Below are 16,873 nucleotides of genomic sequence, written 5' to 3'. Positions count from 1 at the left end.
GCTAATGGTAATGTATGTTACGTAAATTATAAGTCAAGTGAATAGGAAAACGCCTGGTAAATCAAATGTTCCGTGCGGGTATTACATCAAAGCGGCCAGAAGATCTGGCCGCGAAGGGATTACAACGTGTCGGGCTGGGCGTTGATCGCCGGGCTACGTTTCACCCGACTGGCAAAGAAAATAGCCACCAGTGAAATCGCCACGGTAGTGAACAGGTACCACGCCACCGGCACCCAGTCACCGTCATATTTCGCCAACAGACCGGTGGCGATAAGAGGAGCGGTGCCGCCGGCCAGCGCCGCGCCAATCTGGTAGCCAAGGGTGATGCCGGTGTAGCGAACGTTGGCGCTGAAGATTTCGGAACACAGTGTTCCCAGTACCGCCGTTACCGGAGCCCACAACACGCCGAACATCACGACGGTCGCCAGCATAATGCCCCAGGTGGTGCCGGTATTCAGCAGCAGGAACCACGGCACGATAAACAGGCCAAGCAGGGAGACGCTGATGGCATACATCCGTTTACGACCGATTTTATCCGACAGCAGCCCCATTAGCGGGATCATCACGGTGGCGATCAGCGCGCCAACGGTGACGGCTTCCAGCACCTGGGACTTCTGATAGCTGAGGGTACTCGTGGCATAGCTGACCACAAAGGTGGAGAAAATATAGAACGGTGCGGTTTCCACCACCTTCAGGCCAGCGGCAATCAGCACTTCGCGCCAGTGGTGGGTCAGCGTATCGCGCAGCGGCGCTTTGGCGACCTGACCAGACGCCTTCACTTTCTTAAAGTCCGGCGTTTCGTCGATATCCCGACGGATCCACAGCCCTAACAGCACCAGCACGGAGCTTAGCAGGAACGGAATGCGCCAGCCCCAGGAGAGAAAATCCTCTTCGCTAAACAGGGTCATCAGCGAGACGATAAACGTCGCCATCAGCATCCCAATGGTCACGCCCGCCTGCGGAATGCTGCCAAAGAAGCCTTTGCGTTTTTCCGGCGCGTATTCGTAGGCCAGCAGCAGCGCGCCGCCCCATTCGCCGCCAATGCCCATTCCCTGGATGATGCGCATCAGGATAAGCAGGATGGGTGCCCAGATACCGATCATCTCATACGTGGGCAACAGGCCGATCATCACCGTTGCGCCGCCCATCAGGGAAAGCGTCAGTACCAGCGTCTTTTTACGTCCGATACGATCGCCGATGTGGGCGAAAATCACCCCGCCAATCGGGCGAACAAAAAAGGTCAGTGAGAAGGAGAGATACGAGAGGATCAGACCAATCACCGGGTCGACCATCGGGAAGAAAATCTTGTTGAACACCAGTGCTGCCGCGGTGCCGTACAGGAAGTAGTCGAACCACTCAATCGCACTGCCGGTCAGACTGGCAACAAGTACCTTCTTATTTTTCTTCAGAATAGCCGTACTGCTTTCATGGGTTGTCATTACCTTAAAACCTCCGCCAGAGAACAAAGAAGGTGTCACCTGGCAGTGCGGCAGGTGCAACCTGTTACGTTAAATGGTTGAAAAATTGTTAATCAAACTAGGTGCGTTATTAACATTTAACAAGGGGTGTCACGCGGGAATGGGCTGAAAAGAGAGTAACTTGCCAGTGTGATTTTCTGTAAAAACAGAATATATAACGCTAATCATTTATAAAATGTCAGTTAAACAGGATAACATGCAGGTGCAACCGCCCGGTTTTTAGACGTTTTGTGTTATTTCACGAAGATGACAAAAAAAGCGTCGAAATATCAATCATCAACCTTTCAGAGAGATCTGCTGTTTATTCAGCGCCGGTGCGGTACTCTGCTGGAATGAGAGGAGGAGCCTAATGATGCAACCGTTCCCGAAACTTTCCGCCACCACCCTTGAGGCTGTCAATACGGTGGGGCAGTGGCTGGCGCAGGATGACTTCTGCGGGGGGCCCGCTTACCCGGCAGACTGTGTGGTACTGGCGGGCAATGCCGTCATCCCGACAATTGACGCGGCCTGCCAGATTGCCAGACAGCAAGAGGTCCCGCTGCTGATCACCGGCGGGATTGGTCACTCCACGACCTTCCTGTATGCCGCCGTTGCCCAACATCCGCGCTACAACACGATCCAGACCACCGGTCGCGCCGAAGCCGCCATTCTGGCGGATATAGCCCGGCAGTTCTGGCATATTCCCGCAGACAACATCTGGCTGGAAGACAGGTCAACCAACTGCGGAGAAAACGCCCGTTTTAGCGCGCAGATCATTGCGCAGGCCGCAGAACCGATTAACACCGCCATCGTGGTACAGGATCCCACCATGCAGCGGCGCACGGTAGCGACCTTTCGTCGGGTGACCCGTGACGATCCGGATGCGCCGCGCTGGTTGAGCCATCCGGGGTTTACGCCCGTATTGCGTCAGCAGGAAGAGGGCGTCGCATTCGCCAACGACCCTGACGGCCTGTGGACAGTTGATCGCTATTTAGCGCTGGTAGTGGGGGAAATCCCGCGCTTACGCAATGATGAAACCGGCTATGGCCCTCGCGGGCGTGACTTCATCGTGCATGTGGATCTCCCGCCAGAGGTCGAAGCCGCGTGGCAGACACTGCAACAGGATTCGGCGCTGAATGACGCGATGAACAACCGTTCGCTTCGCTAACGGCTGTCCGTTTGGGCGAGTTTTCTCCCAAACGGGCAAAATACGAAGGCCTGCCTTTTCGTTCTCCCGAGCCCGATCCCCCTCTTTTATGAAGCAGTTCACAGAATCACGACGCCGGTCGGGATCGCTGAGGCATGATTGATATTTATTAACAATAGTTTTACTTGTTAAAAACAATTCAATCACAGGAGCAGCGCATGTCAGTACCCGTACAACATCCTATGTATATCGATGGACAGTTTGTGACCTGGCACGAAAATGCCTGGATTGATGTCGTCAACCCGGCGACCGAAGAGGTGATCTCGCGTATTCCTGATGGTCGCGCCGAAGATGCGCGTAAAGCCATTGACGCCGCCGACCGCGCGCAGGCGGAGTGGGAAGCGCTACCGGCAATCGCTCGTGCGGGATGGCTGCGCAAAATTGCCGCCGGGATCCGCGAGCGTGCCAGTGAAATCAGCGCCTTAATCGTCGCTGAAGGAGGCAAAATTCAGCAACTGGCGGAGGTGGAAGTCTCCTTTACCGCCGATTACCTCGACTATATGGCAGAGTGGGCGCGCCGTTACGAAGGCGAAATTCTGCAAAGCGACCGTCCTGGCGAAAATATTTTGCTGTTTAAGCGCGCGCTGGGAGTTACCACCGGGATCCTGCCGTGGAACTTCCCGTTCTTCCTTATCGCCCGTAAGCTGGCTCCGGCACTGCTGACCGGGAATACCATCGTGATTAAACCCAGCGAATTTACGCCCAATAACGCCATTGCATTTGCCAAAATCGTCGATGACATTGGCCTGCCGCGCGGTGTGTTTAACCTGGTGCTGGGGCGTGGTGAAACCGTCGGCCAGGAACTGGCGGGTAACCCGAAAGTGGCGATGGTCAGCATGACCGGCAGCGTGGCGGCGGGTGAGAAGATTATGGCGACGGCGGCGAAGAATATCACCAAAGTGTGCCTGGAACTGGGCGGCAAGGCACCGGCCATTGTGATGGATGATGCCGATCTTGAGCTGGCGGTCAAAGCGATTGTGGATTCCCGCGTCATCAATACCGGGCAGGTCTGTAACTGCGCTGAGCGTGTGTACGTGCAAAAAGGGATTTATGACTCGTTCGTGAATCGCCTGGGTGAAGCCCTGAAAGCGGTGCAGTTCGGCAATCCGGGCGAACGTGACGACATCGCCATGGGGCCGCTGATCAATGCCGCCGCCCTGCAACGCGTGGAGCAGAAAGTGGCGCGTGCGGTACAGGAGGGCGCGCGGGTGGCGCTCGGTGGCAAAGCGGTTGAGGGCAAAGGGTACTATTATCCACCCACGCTGCTGCTGGATGTCCGTCAGGAGATGGCCATCATGCACGAAGAGACCTTTGGTCCGGTGCTGCCCGTGGTGGTCTTCAACACACTGGAGGAGGCCATCGCGATGGCGAATGACAGCGACTACGGTCTAACGTCGTCTATCTATACGCAGAATCTCAATGTGGCGATGAAAGCGATTAAAGGGCTGAAGTTTGGCGAGACGTATATTAATCGCGAAAACTTTGAAGCAATGCAGGGCTTCCACGCGGGCTGGCGTAAGTCGGGGATTGGCGGCGCTGACGGCAAACACGGGCTGAACGAGTACCTGCAAACCCAGGTGGTCTATTTGCAGTCCTGATCGGCGAAGAAGGGCGGAGGTTTTCCTCCGCCTTCATGCTCAGAGCTTAATAAACTTATCAAGAGTACGGATCAGTTGCGTCACAAAGCCGTATTCGTTGTCGTACCAGGCCACGGTTTTCACCAGTTGCAGATCGCCGACCTCGGTGATTTCGGTCTGGGTGGCATCAAACACGGAACCAAAATGAGAACCGATGACGTCAGAGGAGACGATTTCTTCATCGGTATAGCCAAACGACTCATTGTTATGCGTCGCTTTCTTCAGTGCGTTGTTAACCTCTTCCGCCGTCACTTTCTTCGCCAGAATCGACACCAGTTCGGTGACGGAGCCGGTTTTCACCGGAACGCGCTGAGCATGGCCTTTCAGCTTGCCGCTGAGATCCGGAATAACGAGACCAATCGCTTTCGCCGCCCCCGTGGTATGCGGAATGATGTTCTCGGCTGCTGCACGCGAGGCGCGCAAATCCTTGCCACGCGGACCATCGACCAGCGACTGTGTGCCGGTGTAGGCGTGAATCGTGGTCATGGTGCCCACTTTAATCCCAAAGTTGTCGTGCAGTGCTTTGGCCATCGGCGCCAGGCAGTTGGTGGTGCAGGAGGCCACCGAGACAATCACATCACTGGCATTCAGCGTGTCATCGTTCACGTTGAAGACGATGGTCTTCATGTCGCCTGCAGGCGCGGAGATCAGCACTTTTTTCGCGCCTGCATTGATGTGCGCCTGCGATTTTTCGGTGGAGGTATAGAAGCCGGTACATTCAATGATGACTTCCGCACCTTTGGCTTTCCACGGGATATTTTTAGCGTCTTTCTCTGCATAAACCGCGATCGTTTTCCCGTCAACAATCAGCGCGTCTTCCGTAAAGTCAACGCTCCAGGGGAACGGGCCGTAGTTTGAGTCATGCTTAAGCAGATAGGCGAGAATTTTAGGAGACGTGAGATCGTTGATCGCGACCACGTCAACATCGCTTTTGACTTCCAGTAACCGACGCAACACCAGGCGACCAATACGACCAAAACCATTAATGCCAATTTTACTCATGATTAACTCCTGTCAGGTTGTAGCGGACATTCTTTTTCCCTACCAGGCATAGTCCAGTATGGCGGGGGGAGCAATCGCACTTCTTGCCGTTAAGCCTAACCGACTGATAAGCCGTGAAGAAAAGTTAATGAATTTTTAACAAAAGCTCGCTATGTTGTCGCTTTATTGTTTTTACTCAGGAAGTGTTATGGGCAATAAGTACTCAAGCCTGCAAATTGGCATCCACTGGCTGGTCTTCTTACTGGTGATTGTCGCCTACTGCGCGATGGAATTCCGGGGCTTTTTCCCGCGCAGCGACCGTCCCGTCATTAATATGATTCATGTGTCTTGTGGCATCTCTATTCTGGTGCTGATGGTGGCGCGTTTGCTGATCAGGCTGAAATATCCGGCTCCAGCCATCGTACCGAAACCAAAACCGATGATCACCGGACTGGCGCATCTGGGGCACCTGGTGATTTATCTGCTGTTCATTGCACTACCATTGATTGGCCTGGTGATGATGTACAACCGCGGGAATCCATGGATGGCCTTTGGTCTGGTGATGCCGTATGCGGCAGAAGGGAACTTTGACCTGGTGGATACGCTGAAATCCTGGCATATCACGCTCGCGAATCTCGGCTACTTTGTCATTGCGCTACATGCCGCCGCCGCGCTGATGCACCATTATTTCTGGAAGGACAATACGCTGCTGCGCATGATGCCACGTAAGCGCCAGGGAGAGTAATGTCATTGCGGGGATCCTTCCCCGCACTGAGCTGCATTATTTACCTTCCGCCATCCTGAATCTGGTTACCGAAACCATGATGGCGGAAATATCATTTACCAATATTAAAACCGCATTCAGGGAAAAGGAACGAACGTGATTTCCCTGAATTTCTGTAAAGTAATAATAATTGCTGTTAAAGGTAATTGTATTAATTGCTACCGGGTTTAATGTCAGAGTCGTATTCACAGAGAGCACTGTTGTTAATTTAATTTACAAAACAAAAATTTCATTAACGTAACGCTATGTGCTTGATAATGAATTTTTATCAGTTAGAGATAAATAGCCAATCATATCAAATGGAGAATAAGAATAAATCATTTATACTGCTACGTAATAAATCATCTACCATAGTGGCAGAAATACCACTACTGCAGCGTTCAGAAACAATATGTTTATCCCGGTGAAGGCATTGTGGAATGCGGATCAAAAAATTGTGCACGCTCATCAGGATATTACAGTAACGGTCTTCAAGAAATTCTGTTACTCTGACTAAAGTTTCTGTTTCCTGTCGACAATAAATATGAGTCATCATTTAGATATTACAGCGATGTCTGGATCCCTGTATACCCGTGTAGATTCCTCTTACTTGACGATTCTGCTGGATACGCTCGAGCCGTATTTAACCTACAACATCTGTCCTGTAGGGAAGAGATTCAGCTTCAACGCAACCCGGCAGTCGAAATGTTATGTTGTTCGCAGAGGTGTTATTTCTCTTATCCGGCAACCCGACGATATCCTCCTGGATATTTTCGAAGGTCCAACGCTACGCGGGATCATCCCTGTCCATGAAACCTCTGACTCTCAGCATATTATGCGGGTACTTGAACCGGCTAAAATCGCCATCGTAGATAAAGAAGAATGGTATTCGCTGCTGACCCAGCATGACTTGTGGCAACCGTATGCTATGCATTTGCAACTGATGCTGGGAGTGGGGGCTGAAGTGTTGTTCAAACACATGGCGCCGACCGTCTTTGAGAGAGTTCGTTATCAACTCTGTGAATTGATGAGTAAGCCACTGACGGTCAGAGAGTCTATTACGGCAGAAAGTTACATTCGCAGTAAAACGCGCCTTTCACGTTCTGCAATCATGAAAACACTTTCAGCCTTAAGAGAGGGGGGATACATTTGTATGGAAAATGGATATCTAAAAGAGATTAAAAAGATCCCTGTACATTTTTGAGAATCGTCGTCATCTGCGGCAAGAAAAGGCGATGACATGAAGAAAAAGTTGCGTGGTTTGTTGGGTTTGTCCGCTTTAGTCCTGATCCGTTGCGTATAGCCATCAGGTTGGGCAGAATATGAGGATGGTCCCCCGGTTGTGGGTGACTTTGGCGAGCAACTGGAACCGCCGAGAGATAATGTTATTTCATTTATTACTGATGCAGTTAAAGCAAATCTGCGTTTGGAGAAAATATGACTTTTTATTGCAGTAAGGAATTTACCGCTTCTAAAGCCTGGGACTCTCAGCATATTGCCAGCTTTGATAACGTCAGCGTAAAACTTCACTGGACCGATCAACCCTACAAATGGCATATCAACGATGGGCAGGAGGTTTTTGCCGTCATGGATGGTTGTGTTGAAATGCGATATAAAGAAGAGGGTGAGGTTAAAAGTAAGTTACTTCGTACCGGTGATATTTTTTATGCAAGTGAAGGAACAGAACACATCGCTCATCCACAGGGTGTCGCCCGAGTCCTTGTCATTGAAAAGGAAGGCTCAATCTAATCCTGTTTTTCTTCGCCTCACGACATCATTGAAAACATGCCTCCGTTGACGTGACGTCGCCAGACGCGAGATTACAGGGAGTGTTCAACCATATAATCTTGCTCAGATGCTTACATTAAACTGACATTATTATTTTTCGCCCACTTTCTTAATCTTCCATTAGCATTGGCGTAAGGCGAAGATGTGTTAAAGGAAATCATTCGCCCCATCGTCCATTTTGTGTACCATGGTTTTCCATACAAAACGTCATCAGTACGTTCATCAATAAGCTTCACAATTTCATTTTTTACAGTCTGCAGTTCAGTGAGCAGGGCGTCATAACTTAGCTCGCTGTAATCCTGGTAAAATTTTTGAGCAAGAAGACCAAGCTGGTTCCACTTATAGCCCGTTTCCGGAAAATCGACAGACTGACCTTTAGCATCAGAAGTTATCCACTTTACCACCAGAGCATTCCATCCTAGTAGATACGAAACAAGGTCACGGACACTCATCTTAGTCCCTTTGGCGTGTCCATCCATTGAGTGAGTAGACGCCAGTTCGTGCGGGATTGAATGAAGGTAACGGACTAATTTACTGAAATTTTTATCTATAGCTAAAAGAAGTTCAGCTTTGGTTTCCGGCACGCTCATTGGGAAGTCCCTCTCATTTAAGAATGCACACCATCATGGCTGTCTGGTGATTCAAAATCGAGCAATTATTGACTATCCGTCACGACAGAGGAAGAGTCATTACAAGAAGAACTGGATTTGGTGCCGTTACAGGTCATGAAAAATAAACATTTGCAGCGGATGGCCCACGCAGACCATTTATCCGACAAAACTCAACGCGTAGCCCTGGGGTCAGTTTTTCTGAATCGCGGAGGTTGAGTGCTGAAATGTGAAGCTGAACATCGATGCGGCCATCGGAGGGGGTGATAAGACCTTTGCCACTTTTGTAGTCAAAGGTTTTGACAATTCCTGTCATTTTACGGGACAAACAAATTCCTTAATGCTGATAACCCGGTGCACTATACCGATGCTTTGAAAGAAAACCAGCGTTTTCTGATGGGGATAAAGGAGGCTGGATGGCTAAAATAAACATTGATTAATTGGTATGACCATGCGTTAATGGCGACGTCGGTTTGAAGAACAGACGATATACAAAGTAGTTTACTAAAGCAGTTCTCATTTCAGGTGTTATTCATTTATTCCTTCTTTGAGTCTCTCCAAAAGTACTAAGTAATTTCTGTAATAAAAGCCATCCAGGCCGAAAGGCTCAAATTAAGGAATATAAAATGTCAAATAAAATGACTGGTTTAGTAAAATGGTTTAACGCTGATAAAGGTTTCGGTTTCATTACTCCGACTGATGGCAGCAAAGATGTTTTCGTGCATTTTTCGGCTATTCAGAATGATAATTACCGTACCCTGTTTGAAGGACAGAAGGTGACATTCTCAATTGAGAATGGCGCTAAAGGTCCTGCGGCAGCGAATGTCGTGACTACAGAGTAAAACCCCGCTCTTTGTCGGTATGCGATAACGAAGAAGGCATTTGCCTGAGTAGACATGTCGACAAGTAGCCTGGCAGCAGAATCTCACTGCTGGCTTAGTAAAACTAAGTACGTAAGGGGCTGGCTCTCCCCAAAAGCATCACCATTTAAATTGAGCACATCAAACCCGCTATTGCGGGTTTTTTATTATATCAATCGGGCCATGATATATATTTTTCTGGTACATGTACTCAGGGATTTCTCAAAAAAACTCAGGCAACGGCTTTAAGATTTGTCTGGAATACTTTATTGCAGTGAGGGCAGATCAAAAGAGCGCCTTTTTGTACTCTTGAAAAACTGTGTTGGGATTCTTTGGCGCAATTTGGGCAGGAGCAGTTGACAAGATAATTACGACGTGATTTTGAGTCTTTACGTTCTGACATAGGCTTTTCCTGTATGAATGGACATCAATAATACACCAGTTAACAAAAAATATCTCATCTTTATAAGGTTAAATGCCACGTATCTGAAATATTCACGCAGAGGGATTTTATTTCAGGCCCCGGGAATCACCGTTCTTTTCACATTTATCGTCTGTTTCCTTTCAATTATACACTGCACCATCCAGGCTAACGGCTAAATGTAAGCCCGATAAAGAGAGTATTGCCGGACACGCCTGGAGTGTCATCTCTGGTCATTGCCTTTCATGGATTCGCAAATATTATATTTTACAGTTAATTAAAATCTCTGATAGTATACCCCCCTATAGTATAAAGGAGGGCGCATGCCACATTCACCCGCAGATAAAAAACGTATTCTGACTCGCGTGCGGCGCATCCGGGGCCAGGTGGATGCCCTGGAGCGTGCACTGGAGTCCGGCGAACCTTGCCTGGCTATCCTGCAACAAATTGCTGCGGTTCGCGGCGCGTCCAATGGCTTAATGGGCGAAATGGTTGAGATCCACCTGAAAGATGAACTGGTGAGTGGTGAAACCACGTCTGACCAGCGCGCTGTGCGCATGGCTGAAATCGGCCACCTTCTTCGCGCTTATCTAAAATAAACCTATCACCTCGCAATAAAGGGAAGAGACAGATGAAATCACGTGCAGCAGTCGCATTTGGCCCCGGCCAACCGCTTAAAATTGTTGAGATTGACGTCGCACCGCCGAAAAAAGGCGAAGTTCTGGTCAGGATCACCCACACCGGTGTATGCCACACTGACGCGTTTACGCTTTCAGGCGACGATCCGGAAGGGGTATTCCCGGCAGTTCTGGGACATGAAGGCGGCGGTGTGGTGGTTGAAGTCGGCGAAGGCGTTACCAGCCTGAAACCGGGTGACCATGTCATCCCGCTGTATACCGCCGAATGCGGCGAGTGCAAATTCTGTAAATCTGGGAAGACCAACCTCTGTCAGGCCGTACGCGCGACTCAGGGGAAAGGACTGATGCCGGATGGCACCACCCGTTTTTCTTATAACGGTGAACCGATCTATCACTACATGGGCACCAGCACTTTCAGTGAATACACCGTATGTGCGGAAATTTCACTGGCGAAAGTCAACCCGCAAGCGCCACTGGACAAGGTTTGTCTGCTGGGTTGTGGTGTCACCACGGGCATTGGCGCCGTGCATAACACCGCAAAAGTCAAAGCGGGCGATACCGTTGCCGTGTTTGGCCTTGGCGGAATTGGTCTGGCGGTAATTCAGGGCGCAGCGCAGGCGAAAGCCGGACGTATTATCGCCGTTGATACCAACCCGGAAAAATTCAAACTGGCGGGTGAAATGGGGGCAACCGACTTCATCAACCCGAAAGACTATGACAAACCGATCCAGGAGGTGATAGTTGAACTCACCGACGGCGGCGTCGACTTTAGCTTCGAATGTATTGGTAATGTGAACGTAATGCGTGCGGCGCTGGAATGTTGCCACAAAGGGTGGGGCGAGAGCATCATCATTGGCGTTGCCGGCGCGGGGCAGGAGATTAAAACCCGTCCGTTCCAGTTGGTGACCGGTCGCGTCTGGCGGGGTTCTGCATTTGGCGGCGTAAAAGGGCGTACCCAGTTGCCGGGGATGGTGGAAGATGCAATGGCCGGGAAAATCCAGTTGGATCCGTTCATTACCCACCGCCTGCCGCTGGATCAAATCAACGACGCGTTTGACCTGATGCACGAAGGTAAATCCATCCGCACCGTTATCCATTTCGGCGATAACTGATTCATCCGCCAGCGGAAATCTCCGCTGGCGCTCTCCTTTTTTTAACATAAATGTTGTCAAACTGTGACGAAAACGGCGCTTTTCCAGGTAAGTAAACCTCGCGAAATGCCGATGACTATCTAACGGGCGCGTATTACGCATTAATCCTACAAGAGAGTCGACGGTCATGGACAACACATCATCGATGCAAGCACCACATAAGCTGGGCTTTTTGCATCACATCAGGCTGGTTCCGCTGTTTTCCTCCATTCTCGGTGGCATCCTTTTACTGTTCGCGCTGAGCTCAGGTCTGGCGGGCTATTTTCTCATGCAGGCTGACCGCGATCAGCGGGACGTCACGGATGAGATTCAGGTGCGCATGGGATTATCGAACAGTTCGAACCACCTGCGTACGGCGCGAATAAACATGATTCATGCCGGCGCTGCCAGTCGGATTGCCGAAATGGATGACATGAAGGCCAACATTGCCGCAGCGGAAAAGCGTATCAAGCAGTCTGAGGAAGGGTTTAACGTTTATATGGCGCGCAAGGTGAAAACCCCTGCGGATGAGGCGCTGGATGGCGAACTGGAGAGCAGTTTCAAAGCCTATATTGCGGGAATGCAACCGATGCTCAAGTACGCCAAAAACGGCATGTTTGAAGCGATCATCAACCACGAAAGCGAACATGCAAGACAGCTGGATGACAGTTACAACAACGTCCTGCTGAAGGCTATCGAACTGCGCATGGCGCGTGCTAACCAGTTAAGTGAGCAGGCGCATCAACGCACGCAGCTGGGGGTGATGTTTATGATTGGCGCCTTTGGCCTGGCGCTGCTGCTGACGCTGATGACCTTTATTGTTTTGCGGCGTACCGTCATTCAACCTTTGCAGCATGCCGCGCAGCGCATTGAGCAAATTGCCGCCGGTGACCTCACCATGCAAGATGAACCGACCGGGCGCAGCGAGATTGGGCGTCTGAGTCGCCATCTGCAACAGATGCAGCGTTCGCTGGTGCAAACGGTCGGATCGGTGCGTCAGGGAGCTGAAGAGATTTATCGTGGCACCAGCGAAATCTCGGCGGGTAATACCGATTTGTCTTCACGCACCGAAGAGCAGGCGGCGGCGATCGAACAGACGGCGGCCAGCATGGAAGAGTTGACCGCGACGGTGAAGCAAAATGCCGATAACGCGCACCACGCCAGCAAACTGGCGGAAGACGCGTCCGGTAAGGCCAGTCGTGGTGGACAGATGGTCTCCGGCGTCGTCCAGACAATGGGCAACATTTCGAGTAGTTCGAAGAAAATCTCTGAGATCACGGCGGTGATTAACAGCATCGCCTTCCAGACCAATATTCTGGCGCTGAACGCCGCAGTAGAAGCCGCACGCGCCGGTGAGCAAGGGCGTGGATTCGCCGTGGTCGCCAGTGAGGTCCGTACGCTGGCCAGTCGCAGCGCCCAGGCGGCGAAAGAGATTGAAGGGCTAATCAGCGAGTCTGTCCGCCTGATCGACCAGGGGTCCGGTGAGGTGGTCGCGGCGGGTAATACCATGACCGACATCGTAGAGGCGGTTAAACGCGTCACCGATATCATGCTGGAAATCGCGGCGGCGTCGGACGAACAGAGTCGTGGGATAGTCCAGGTCAGTCAGGCCATCTCTGAGATGGATAAAGTGACGCAGCAGAACGCCTCGCTGGTGGAAGAGGCCTCTGCGGCGGCCGCCTCGCTCGAAGAACAGGCCGCGCATCTGACGGAGGCGGTGGGTACGTTTCGTCTGCAGGGCGGACGGTCGAGTAAACGCGTGTCGACAACAAACACGCCCGCTCAACCTTTAGCGCAGCCGATTACCGGGAACGGGGATAACTGGGAAACCTTCTAATCGCCATTGCCGGGTGATGGCGCAAAGGCGCCTCATCCGGCTTGTCTGGCAGGTTATAACGGCATTGATTTACGGATGGCGGCAATTAATCTTTGCGCGCCAGGTGAGAGCGGGGAATCCACGCGGGTGAGAATGCCGATGGGTTCGCCTGCGCCCTGCGTCGGCACCGGCAGCGAAACCAGCGTCGCCTGGCGCAAATCCTCTTTTACCGCGCCTGACGGCACAAACCAGACGTAGTTATAATCAACCGTTAACTGGCGCGACAGCGACGCGGAGAGCGTTTCAATGCAGCCGGTTGGCATCTTACAGCCCTGACTTTGCAACAGAGTCTCGGCATTCTGCCGCGGTACCGTGCCTTTTGGCGAGACAACCACGGGCCAGTCCATCACCCGGCTCAGTGTCACATTTTCCTGTAATAACGGGTGGTTGGGGCGCACGACCAGCTTTAACGACTCGAGAAACAGCAGCTCATAATTAAGGCCGCTCATCAATTCCGGGTCGGACATCCGGCCAATGCCGATATCGATCTCGCCGGATTTCAAACCCGCCAGCAGCATGGTGTTGTTCATCGTCGCCACCTGCAGCGTGGTCTCCTTTTGCTGCTGATGAAACTGCCCGATGACTGACGGAAGAATACCCAGCGCGGCGGTCGGCAGAGCGCCTATTCTTACAATATCATTGTTAAGACCTTCTTTACGATTCAGCGCCTGTCCGGCGGTGTTGAGCGCATCAAGCACTTTCACCGCGTGTGTTAAGAACTGCTCGCCAGGTAGCGTCAGTTGCGCGCCAAGCCGTCCGCGCTCGAAGAGGCGAGTCCCGGTCAGTTGCTCCAGTTCGTTAAGCGTCTTGGAAAGCGCAGGCTGGCTAAGGTTAAGGGTTTCGGCTGCGCGCCCCAGGGTTCCTTGTTGAGCGACAGCGACAAATGTATGAAGATGGCGCAATCGGATGCGCTGACTGAACAGACTATTTTTTTCCATAAGCGATGTTAAGGACAGAGCGGTGCCGGTGACAAGTAAAGTTGTTTGTTTTTGATAACTTGATTGCAAAATATTATTAACATTTAACTTATTTAAGTAACAGCACTTTCTCTTCGGAGGCGATAATGATCCATGTCACAGGTCACCTTAATCCGGACAGCGACGCCATTTGCACCGCGTTTATGGCTGCGCGCTGGTTGAATATGCGCGGACTTCAGGCCACCTCCTGGCGGTTGGGCGAACCCAATCGCGAAACCCGGTTTCTGTTCGAGCGCGCCGGGCTGGATATGCCGCCGTTGCTGGCGATGCCGCTGACGGACCTCGACGTCTGGCTGGTGGATTTCACTGAGCCGACGCAGGGGCCGGAAACCCTTCAGGCGAGCAATATCGTCGGTATTATCGATCATCATCGCCTGGGCGGGCTGGTTACCCGCCTGCCGCCAGAGGTGTGGATAAAGCCGGTTGGCAGCAGTGCCACGCTGTTGTGGCAGCTAATGAGTCCGGAAAACAGGGCGCAGATAACGCCTGCGCAGGCGCTATTGCTGTTGGGTGCGGTGCTGAGTGACACTGTCACGCTTCGTTCACCCACCACCACGGCGGATGACCGCCTGGCCGTCGAAGAGCTGACCACGCGTGCCGGGATTGATCTGACCACGTTCAGCGCCGACTTGCTGAGTGCGAAAACCAGCGTCGAAGGATTGCGCGTCAGTGAGTTGCTGCAAAAGGATATCAAGCGTTTCACCATCAACGGTCAGCAGGTGAGCGTTGCACAGATTGAGCTGTACGCGCTGAGTCAGGTCGCCGACGTGATGGATGCCCTGCGTGAGGAGATGACCGATTATGCGGCCCGTAGCGGAGCGGATCTGGTTGTGCTGATGCTGACCGATATCAACGCGGGCAATTCACAGCTCTGGTTTGCCGGTCCGCATCAGCCTGAACTGGCGCAGCCGGTGACGGTGGAAGGGATGTTGAGCCGTAAGAAGCAGATGTTGCCGTGGCTGGAAAGTCATGTCGCGCAGATAAACTAGACAAAACGGGCTGACAGATTCAGCCCGTTCTCTTTTGTGTATCAGACGTCAAAAAAGACGGTTTCGTTTTCGCCCTGCAGGTGAATATCGAAGATATAGACAGTTTCGCTACCGCGCTGCTCGCGGCGGGCAATCAGGGTCTGACGGCGAACTTCCCATTCGATCAGATTGAGCACCGGATCGCGCTGATTGGCTTCTTGCTCATCCGCAAAATAGAGGCGCGTATTCAGGCCAATGTTGATGCCGCGCGCAACAATCCACAGATTGACGTGCGGCGCCATCGTGCGGCCATCGCGTCCCACCACGCAGCCCGGTTTGATGGTGTCGAAACGCCACACGCCGCTGTCGAAGTCTGAACAGGTGCGTCCCCAGCCGCGAAAATCCGCGTCGAGAGGCTTTTCTTCCTGACGGTCAGCCGGATGGTTATAGCGTCCGTGGGCGTTAGCCTGCCAAATCTCCAGCAGCACATCGCGCAGCGGCGTGCCGGAACCGTCAATCACCCGGCCTTCAATCACGATACGCTCGCCTTCGGTATGGCTGTTGGTCAGCGTGGAGCTGAAATTCTTCTCGAAGATGTGAAACCCGGCGGCGTCAGGTGCAAGACCAATGTGCACATACGGTCCCGCCGTTTGCGAGGCGGTTTCCTGTAAATAGTCTTTCATCGCGAGCCTCCCTGAGTGCGGTTTTCAAATAAGGTGGCGCGCTGTCCACGGAGCACGAGGTCAAAACGATACGCCAGGCAGTCGAGCGGCACGGCGGCGTGGGTATCCAGTTCGGCAATCAGCGTGCGGATGGCGTCATCGTTATTGATGGTTTTCACAATCGGACACTGTTTGATCAGCGGATCGCCTTCAAAATACATTTGCGTAATTAAACGCTGGGCAAAGGCCTCACCGGAGAGTGAAAAGTGAATGTGCGAAGGACGCCAGTCGCTAACCTGATTGCGCCACGGGTAGGGACCGGGCTTGATGGTACGGAAAAAGTAATAGCCGTTCTCATCGGTTAACACCCGTCCACAGCCGCCAAAGTTAGGATCGATTGGCGCAAGATACTGGTCCTTCTTGTGACGATAACGTCCACCGGCATTGGCCTGCCAGACTTCGACCAGCGTATTTTTCAACGGGCGGCCAAAGCCATCGCGCACATAGCCGTGGACGATAATCCGCTCGCCAATCGGCAGGCCGTCTTTGGCGTAATTCATGATCAGGTCATTATCCAGCGGACCAAGATCGTTATCGCTGAATACCGGTCCGGTGATTTCAGACAATGAGTTTTGCAAGGAGATCAGCGCGTTACGCGGCGAACGCAGAACGCTGGTCTTATAGCCGGGGGCAAAGGCCGGCGGATGGCTGTTATAGTCGCGATGGATCACCTCGCGAGAGGTTACTTTTTCACGCATAGCGGACTCCGGTACAGGGAAGAGAATGATTGTTTTTTTGGTCGCCAGACGCAGTGTGTGTAAATGCATTGTTAATTAAAAGTGAATTTATGCCGTTTATTACATAACGAAAGGCTATATAAGGGCGCGGAGACTGACGCAG

The 16,873-nt window shown here is 52.1% G+C and carries 18 protein-coding genes; 10 read left to right on the top strand and 8 right to left on the bottom strand.

Annotated elements, in window-relative coordinates; translation table 11 throughout:
* Window positions 1-119: 119 nt before the first annotated feature.
* Window positions 120-1,439, bottom strand: a complete 1,320-nt coding sequence (locus tag F384_RS07600) for an MFS transporter (RefSeq protein ID WP_046480948.1) — start codon at window positions 1,437-1,439, stop codon at window positions 120-122.
* A gap of 391 nt (window positions 1,440-1,830) precedes the next feature.
* Between F384_RS07600 and F384_RS07595 the strand changes: the two genes are divergently transcribed.
* Both F384_RS07595 and aldA read left to right on the top strand, forming a co-directional pair.
* Window positions 1,831-2,625 carry a YdcF family protein gene (locus tag F384_RS07595; protein ID WP_046497887.1) on the top strand — a complete coding sequence of 265 codons (795 nt, stop codon included), beginning with the start codon at window positions 1,831-1,833 and terminating at the stop codon, window positions 2,623-2,625.
* A gap of 197 nt (window positions 2,626-2,822) precedes the next feature.
* A complete protein-coding gene (gene aldA / locus F384_RS07590) occupies window positions 2,823-4,262 on the top strand; it encodes an aldehyde dehydrogenase (RefSeq protein WP_046480947.1) in 1,440 nt (479 codons plus the stop codon).
* 39 nt (window positions 4,263-4,301) lie between these two features.
* On the opposite strand, the gene gap is transcribed toward aldA, so the two are convergent.
* Window positions 4,302-5,303, bottom strand: a complete 1,002-nt coding sequence (gene gap, locus F384_RS07585; protein WP_046480946.1) for a type I glyceraldehyde-3-phosphate dehydrogenase — start codon at window positions 5,301-5,303, stop codon at window positions 4,302-4,304.
* Window positions 5,304-5,490: 187 nt separating this feature from the next.
* On the opposite strand from gap, the gene cybB reads away from it, so the two are divergent.
* The 3 genes from cybB (at window position 5,491) to F384_RS07570 (ending at window position 7,794) form a co-directional block, all read left to right on the top strand.
* A complete protein-coding gene (cybB, locus tag F384_RS07580) occupies window positions 5,491-6,027 on the top strand; it encodes a cytochrome b561 (protein ID WP_046480945.1) in 537 nt (178 codons plus the stop codon).
* A 562-nt stretch (window positions 6,028-6,589) separates the two neighbouring features.
* Window positions 6,590-7,249, top strand: coding sequence for a helix-turn-helix domain-containing protein (locus tag F384_RS27860; protein WP_080949900.1), 660 nt, complete (start codon window positions 6,590-6,592; stop codon window positions 7,247-7,249).
* Between the two features lie 233 nt (window positions 7,250-7,482).
* Window positions 7,483-7,794: a cupin gene (locus tag F384_RS07570; protein WP_046480944.1), complete on the top strand. Its 312-nt coding sequence runs from the start codon at window positions 7,483-7,485 to the stop codon at window positions 7,792-7,794.
* A gap of 110 nt (window positions 7,795-7,904) precedes the next feature.
* On the opposite strand, the gene F384_RS07565 is transcribed toward F384_RS07570, so the two are convergent.
* Both F384_RS07565 and cspF read right to left on the bottom strand, forming a co-directional pair.
* The gene (locus F384_RS07565; RefSeq protein ID WP_046480943.1) at window positions 7,905-8,423 is read right to left on the bottom strand and encodes a ClbS/DfsB family four-helix bundle protein; all 519 of its coding nucleotides are present in this window, start codon (window positions 8,421-8,423) and stop codon (window positions 7,905-7,907) included.
* Window positions 8,424-8,556: 133 nt separating this feature from the next.
* Window positions 8,557-8,769, bottom strand: a complete 213-nt coding sequence (gene cspF / locus F384_RS28600; RefSeq protein WP_052746894.1) for a cold shock-like protein CspF — start codon at window positions 8,767-8,769, stop codon at window positions 8,557-8,559.
* A 298-nt stretch (window positions 8,770-9,067) separates the two neighbouring features.
* Here cspF and cspA point away from each other — a divergent pair, with 298 nt between their 5' ends.
* Entirely contained in the window at window positions 9,068-9,283 is a 216-nt protein-coding gene (gene cspA / locus F384_RS07560; protein WP_046480942.1) for an RNA chaperone/antiterminator CspA, read from the top strand.
* Window positions 9,284-9,533: 250 nt separating this feature from the next.
* On the opposite strand, the gene F384_RS30155 is transcribed toward cspA, so the two are convergent.
* Window positions 9,534-9,704: a YnfU family zinc-binding protein gene (locus F384_RS30155; RefSeq protein ID WP_167337380.1), complete on the bottom strand. Its 171-nt coding sequence runs from the start codon at window positions 9,702-9,704 to the stop codon at window positions 9,534-9,536.
* A gap of 341 nt (window positions 9,705-10,045) precedes the next feature.
* Here F384_RS30155 and F384_RS07555 point away from each other — a divergent pair, with 341 nt between their 5' ends.
* The 3 genes from F384_RS07555 to F384_RS07545 all read left to right on the top strand — a co-directional run bounded on the left by F384_RS07555 (window position 10,046) and on the right by F384_RS07545 (window position 13,327).
* On the top strand, window positions 10,046-10,321 hold the full coding sequence (locus F384_RS07555; protein WP_046480941.1) for a metal/formaldehyde-sensitive transcriptional repressor: 276 nt from the start codon (window positions 10,046-10,048) through the stop codon (window positions 10,319-10,321).
* 32 nt (window positions 10,322-10,353) lie between these two features.
* The gene (locus F384_RS07550; RefSeq protein ID WP_046480940.1) at window positions 10,354-11,472 is read left to right on the top strand and encodes an S-(hydroxymethyl)glutathione dehydrogenase/class III alcohol dehydrogenase; all 1,119 of its coding nucleotides are present in this window, start codon (window positions 10,354-10,356) and stop codon (window positions 11,470-11,472) included.
* Between the two features lie 166 nt (window positions 11,473-11,638).
* Window positions 11,639-13,327: a methyl-accepting chemotaxis protein gene (locus F384_RS07545; protein ID WP_046480939.1), complete on the top strand. Its 1,689-nt coding sequence runs from the start codon at window positions 11,639-11,641 to the stop codon at window positions 13,325-13,327.
* 53 nt (window positions 13,328-13,380) lie between these two features.
* Here the strand turns inward: F384_RS07545 and F384_RS07540 are convergent, their stop codons facing one another.
* Window positions 13,381-14,304 carry a LysR substrate-binding domain-containing protein gene (locus tag F384_RS07540; protein ID WP_046480938.1) on the bottom strand — a complete coding sequence of 308 codons (924 nt, stop codon included), beginning with the start codon at window positions 14,302-14,304 and terminating at the stop codon, window positions 13,381-13,383.
* 125 nt (window positions 14,305-14,429) lie between these two features.
* Here F384_RS07540 and F384_RS07535 point away from each other — a divergent pair, with 125 nt between their 5' ends.
* Window positions 14,430-15,332, top strand: coding sequence for a manganese-dependent inorganic pyrophosphatase (locus tag F384_RS07535; RefSeq protein ID WP_046480937.1), 903 nt, complete (start codon window positions 14,430-14,432; stop codon window positions 15,330-15,332).
* A 41-nt stretch (window positions 15,333-15,373) separates the two neighbouring features.
* Here the strand turns inward: F384_RS07535 and pcaG are convergent, their stop codons facing one another.
* Entirely contained in the window at window positions 15,374-15,994 is a 621-nt protein-coding gene (gene pcaG / locus F384_RS07530; protein WP_046480936.1) for a protocatechuate 3,4-dioxygenase subunit alpha, read from the bottom strand.
* Window positions 15,991-16,731, bottom strand: coding sequence for a protocatechuate 3,4-dioxygenase subunit beta (gene pcaH / locus F384_RS07525; protein WP_046480935.1), 741 nt, complete (start codon window positions 16,729-16,731; stop codon window positions 15,991-15,993). The genes pcaG and pcaH overlap by 4 nt, the downstream gene beginning before the upstream one ends.
* Between the last annotated feature and the right edge of the window lie 142 nt (window positions 16,732-16,873).

Origin of the sequence: Citrobacter amalonaticus Y19, from assembly GCF_000981805.1 — a bacterium.
Classification (GTDB): Bacteria; Pseudomonadota; Gammaproteobacteria; order Enterobacterales; family Enterobacteriaceae; genus Citrobacter_A; species Citrobacter_A amalonaticus_C.
Note: the sequence above shows the minus strand (reverse complement) of the source record. Positions and strands in the feature narration are given on the sequence as shown.

Excerpts from the sequence above, each read along its gene's own strand:
- gap (WP_046480946.1), bottom strand. The coding sequence starts at position 5,303 with ATGAGTAAAATTGGCATTAATGGTTTTGGTCGTATTGGTCGCCTGGTG.
- F384_RS07535 (WP_046480937.1), top strand. The coding sequence starts at position 14,430 with ATGATCCATGTCACAGGTCACCTTAATCCGGACAGCGACGCCATTTGC.
- F384_RS27860 (WP_080949900.1), top strand. The coding sequence starts at position 6,590 with ATGAGTCATCATTTAGATATTACAGCGATGTCTGGATCCCTGTATACC.
- pcaG (WP_046480936.1), bottom strand. The coding sequence starts at position 15,994 with ATGAAAGACTATTTACAGGAAACCGCCTCGCAAACGGCGGGACCGTAT.
- F384_RS07565 (WP_046480943.1), bottom strand. The coding sequence starts at position 8,423 with ATGAGCGTGCCGGAAACCAAAGCTGAACTTCTTTTAGCTATAGATAAA.
- cspA (WP_046480942.1), top strand. The coding sequence starts at position 9,068 with ATGTCAAATAAAATGACTGGTTTAGTAAAATGGTTTAACGCTGATAAA.
- F384_RS07600 (WP_046480948.1), bottom strand. The coding sequence starts at position 1,439 with ATGACAACCCATGAAAGCAGTACGGCTATTCTGAAGAAAAATAAGAAG.
- F384_RS07595 (WP_046497887.1), top strand. The coding sequence starts at position 1,831 with ATGCAACCGTTCCCGAAACTTTCCGCCACCACCCTTGAGGCTGTCAAT.
- F384_RS07545 (WP_046480939.1), top strand. The coding sequence starts at position 11,639 with ATGGACAACACATCATCGATGCAAGCACCACATAAGCTGGGCTTTTTG.
- F384_RS07570 (WP_046480944.1), top strand. The coding sequence starts at position 7,483 with ATGACTTTTTATTGCAGTAAGGAATTTACCGCTTCTAAAGCCTGGGAC.
- F384_RS30155 (WP_167337380.1), bottom strand. The coding sequence starts at position 9,704 with ATGTCAGAACGTAAAGACTCAAAATCACGTCGTAATTATCTTGTCAAC.
- pcaH (WP_046480935.1), bottom strand. The coding sequence starts at position 16,731 with ATGCGTGAAAAAGTAACCTCTCGCGAGGTGATCCATCGCGACTATAAC.
- aldA (WP_046480947.1), top strand. The coding sequence starts at position 2,823 with ATGTCAGTACCCGTACAACATCCTATGTATATCGATGGACAGTTTGTG.
- F384_RS07550 (WP_046480940.1), top strand. The coding sequence starts at position 10,354 with ATGAAATCACGTGCAGCAGTCGCATTTGGCCCCGGCCAACCGCTTAAA.
- F384_RS07555 (WP_046480941.1), top strand. The coding sequence starts at position 10,046 with ATGCCACATTCACCCGCAGATAAAAAACGTATTCTGACTCGCGTGCGG.
- cybB (WP_046480945.1), top strand. The coding sequence starts at position 5,491 with ATGGGCAATAAGTACTCAAGCCTGCAAATTGGCATCCACTGGCTGGTC.
- F384_RS07540 (WP_046480938.1), bottom strand. The coding sequence starts at position 14,304 with ATGGAAAAAAATAGTCTGTTCAGTCAGCGCATCCGATTGCGCCATCTT.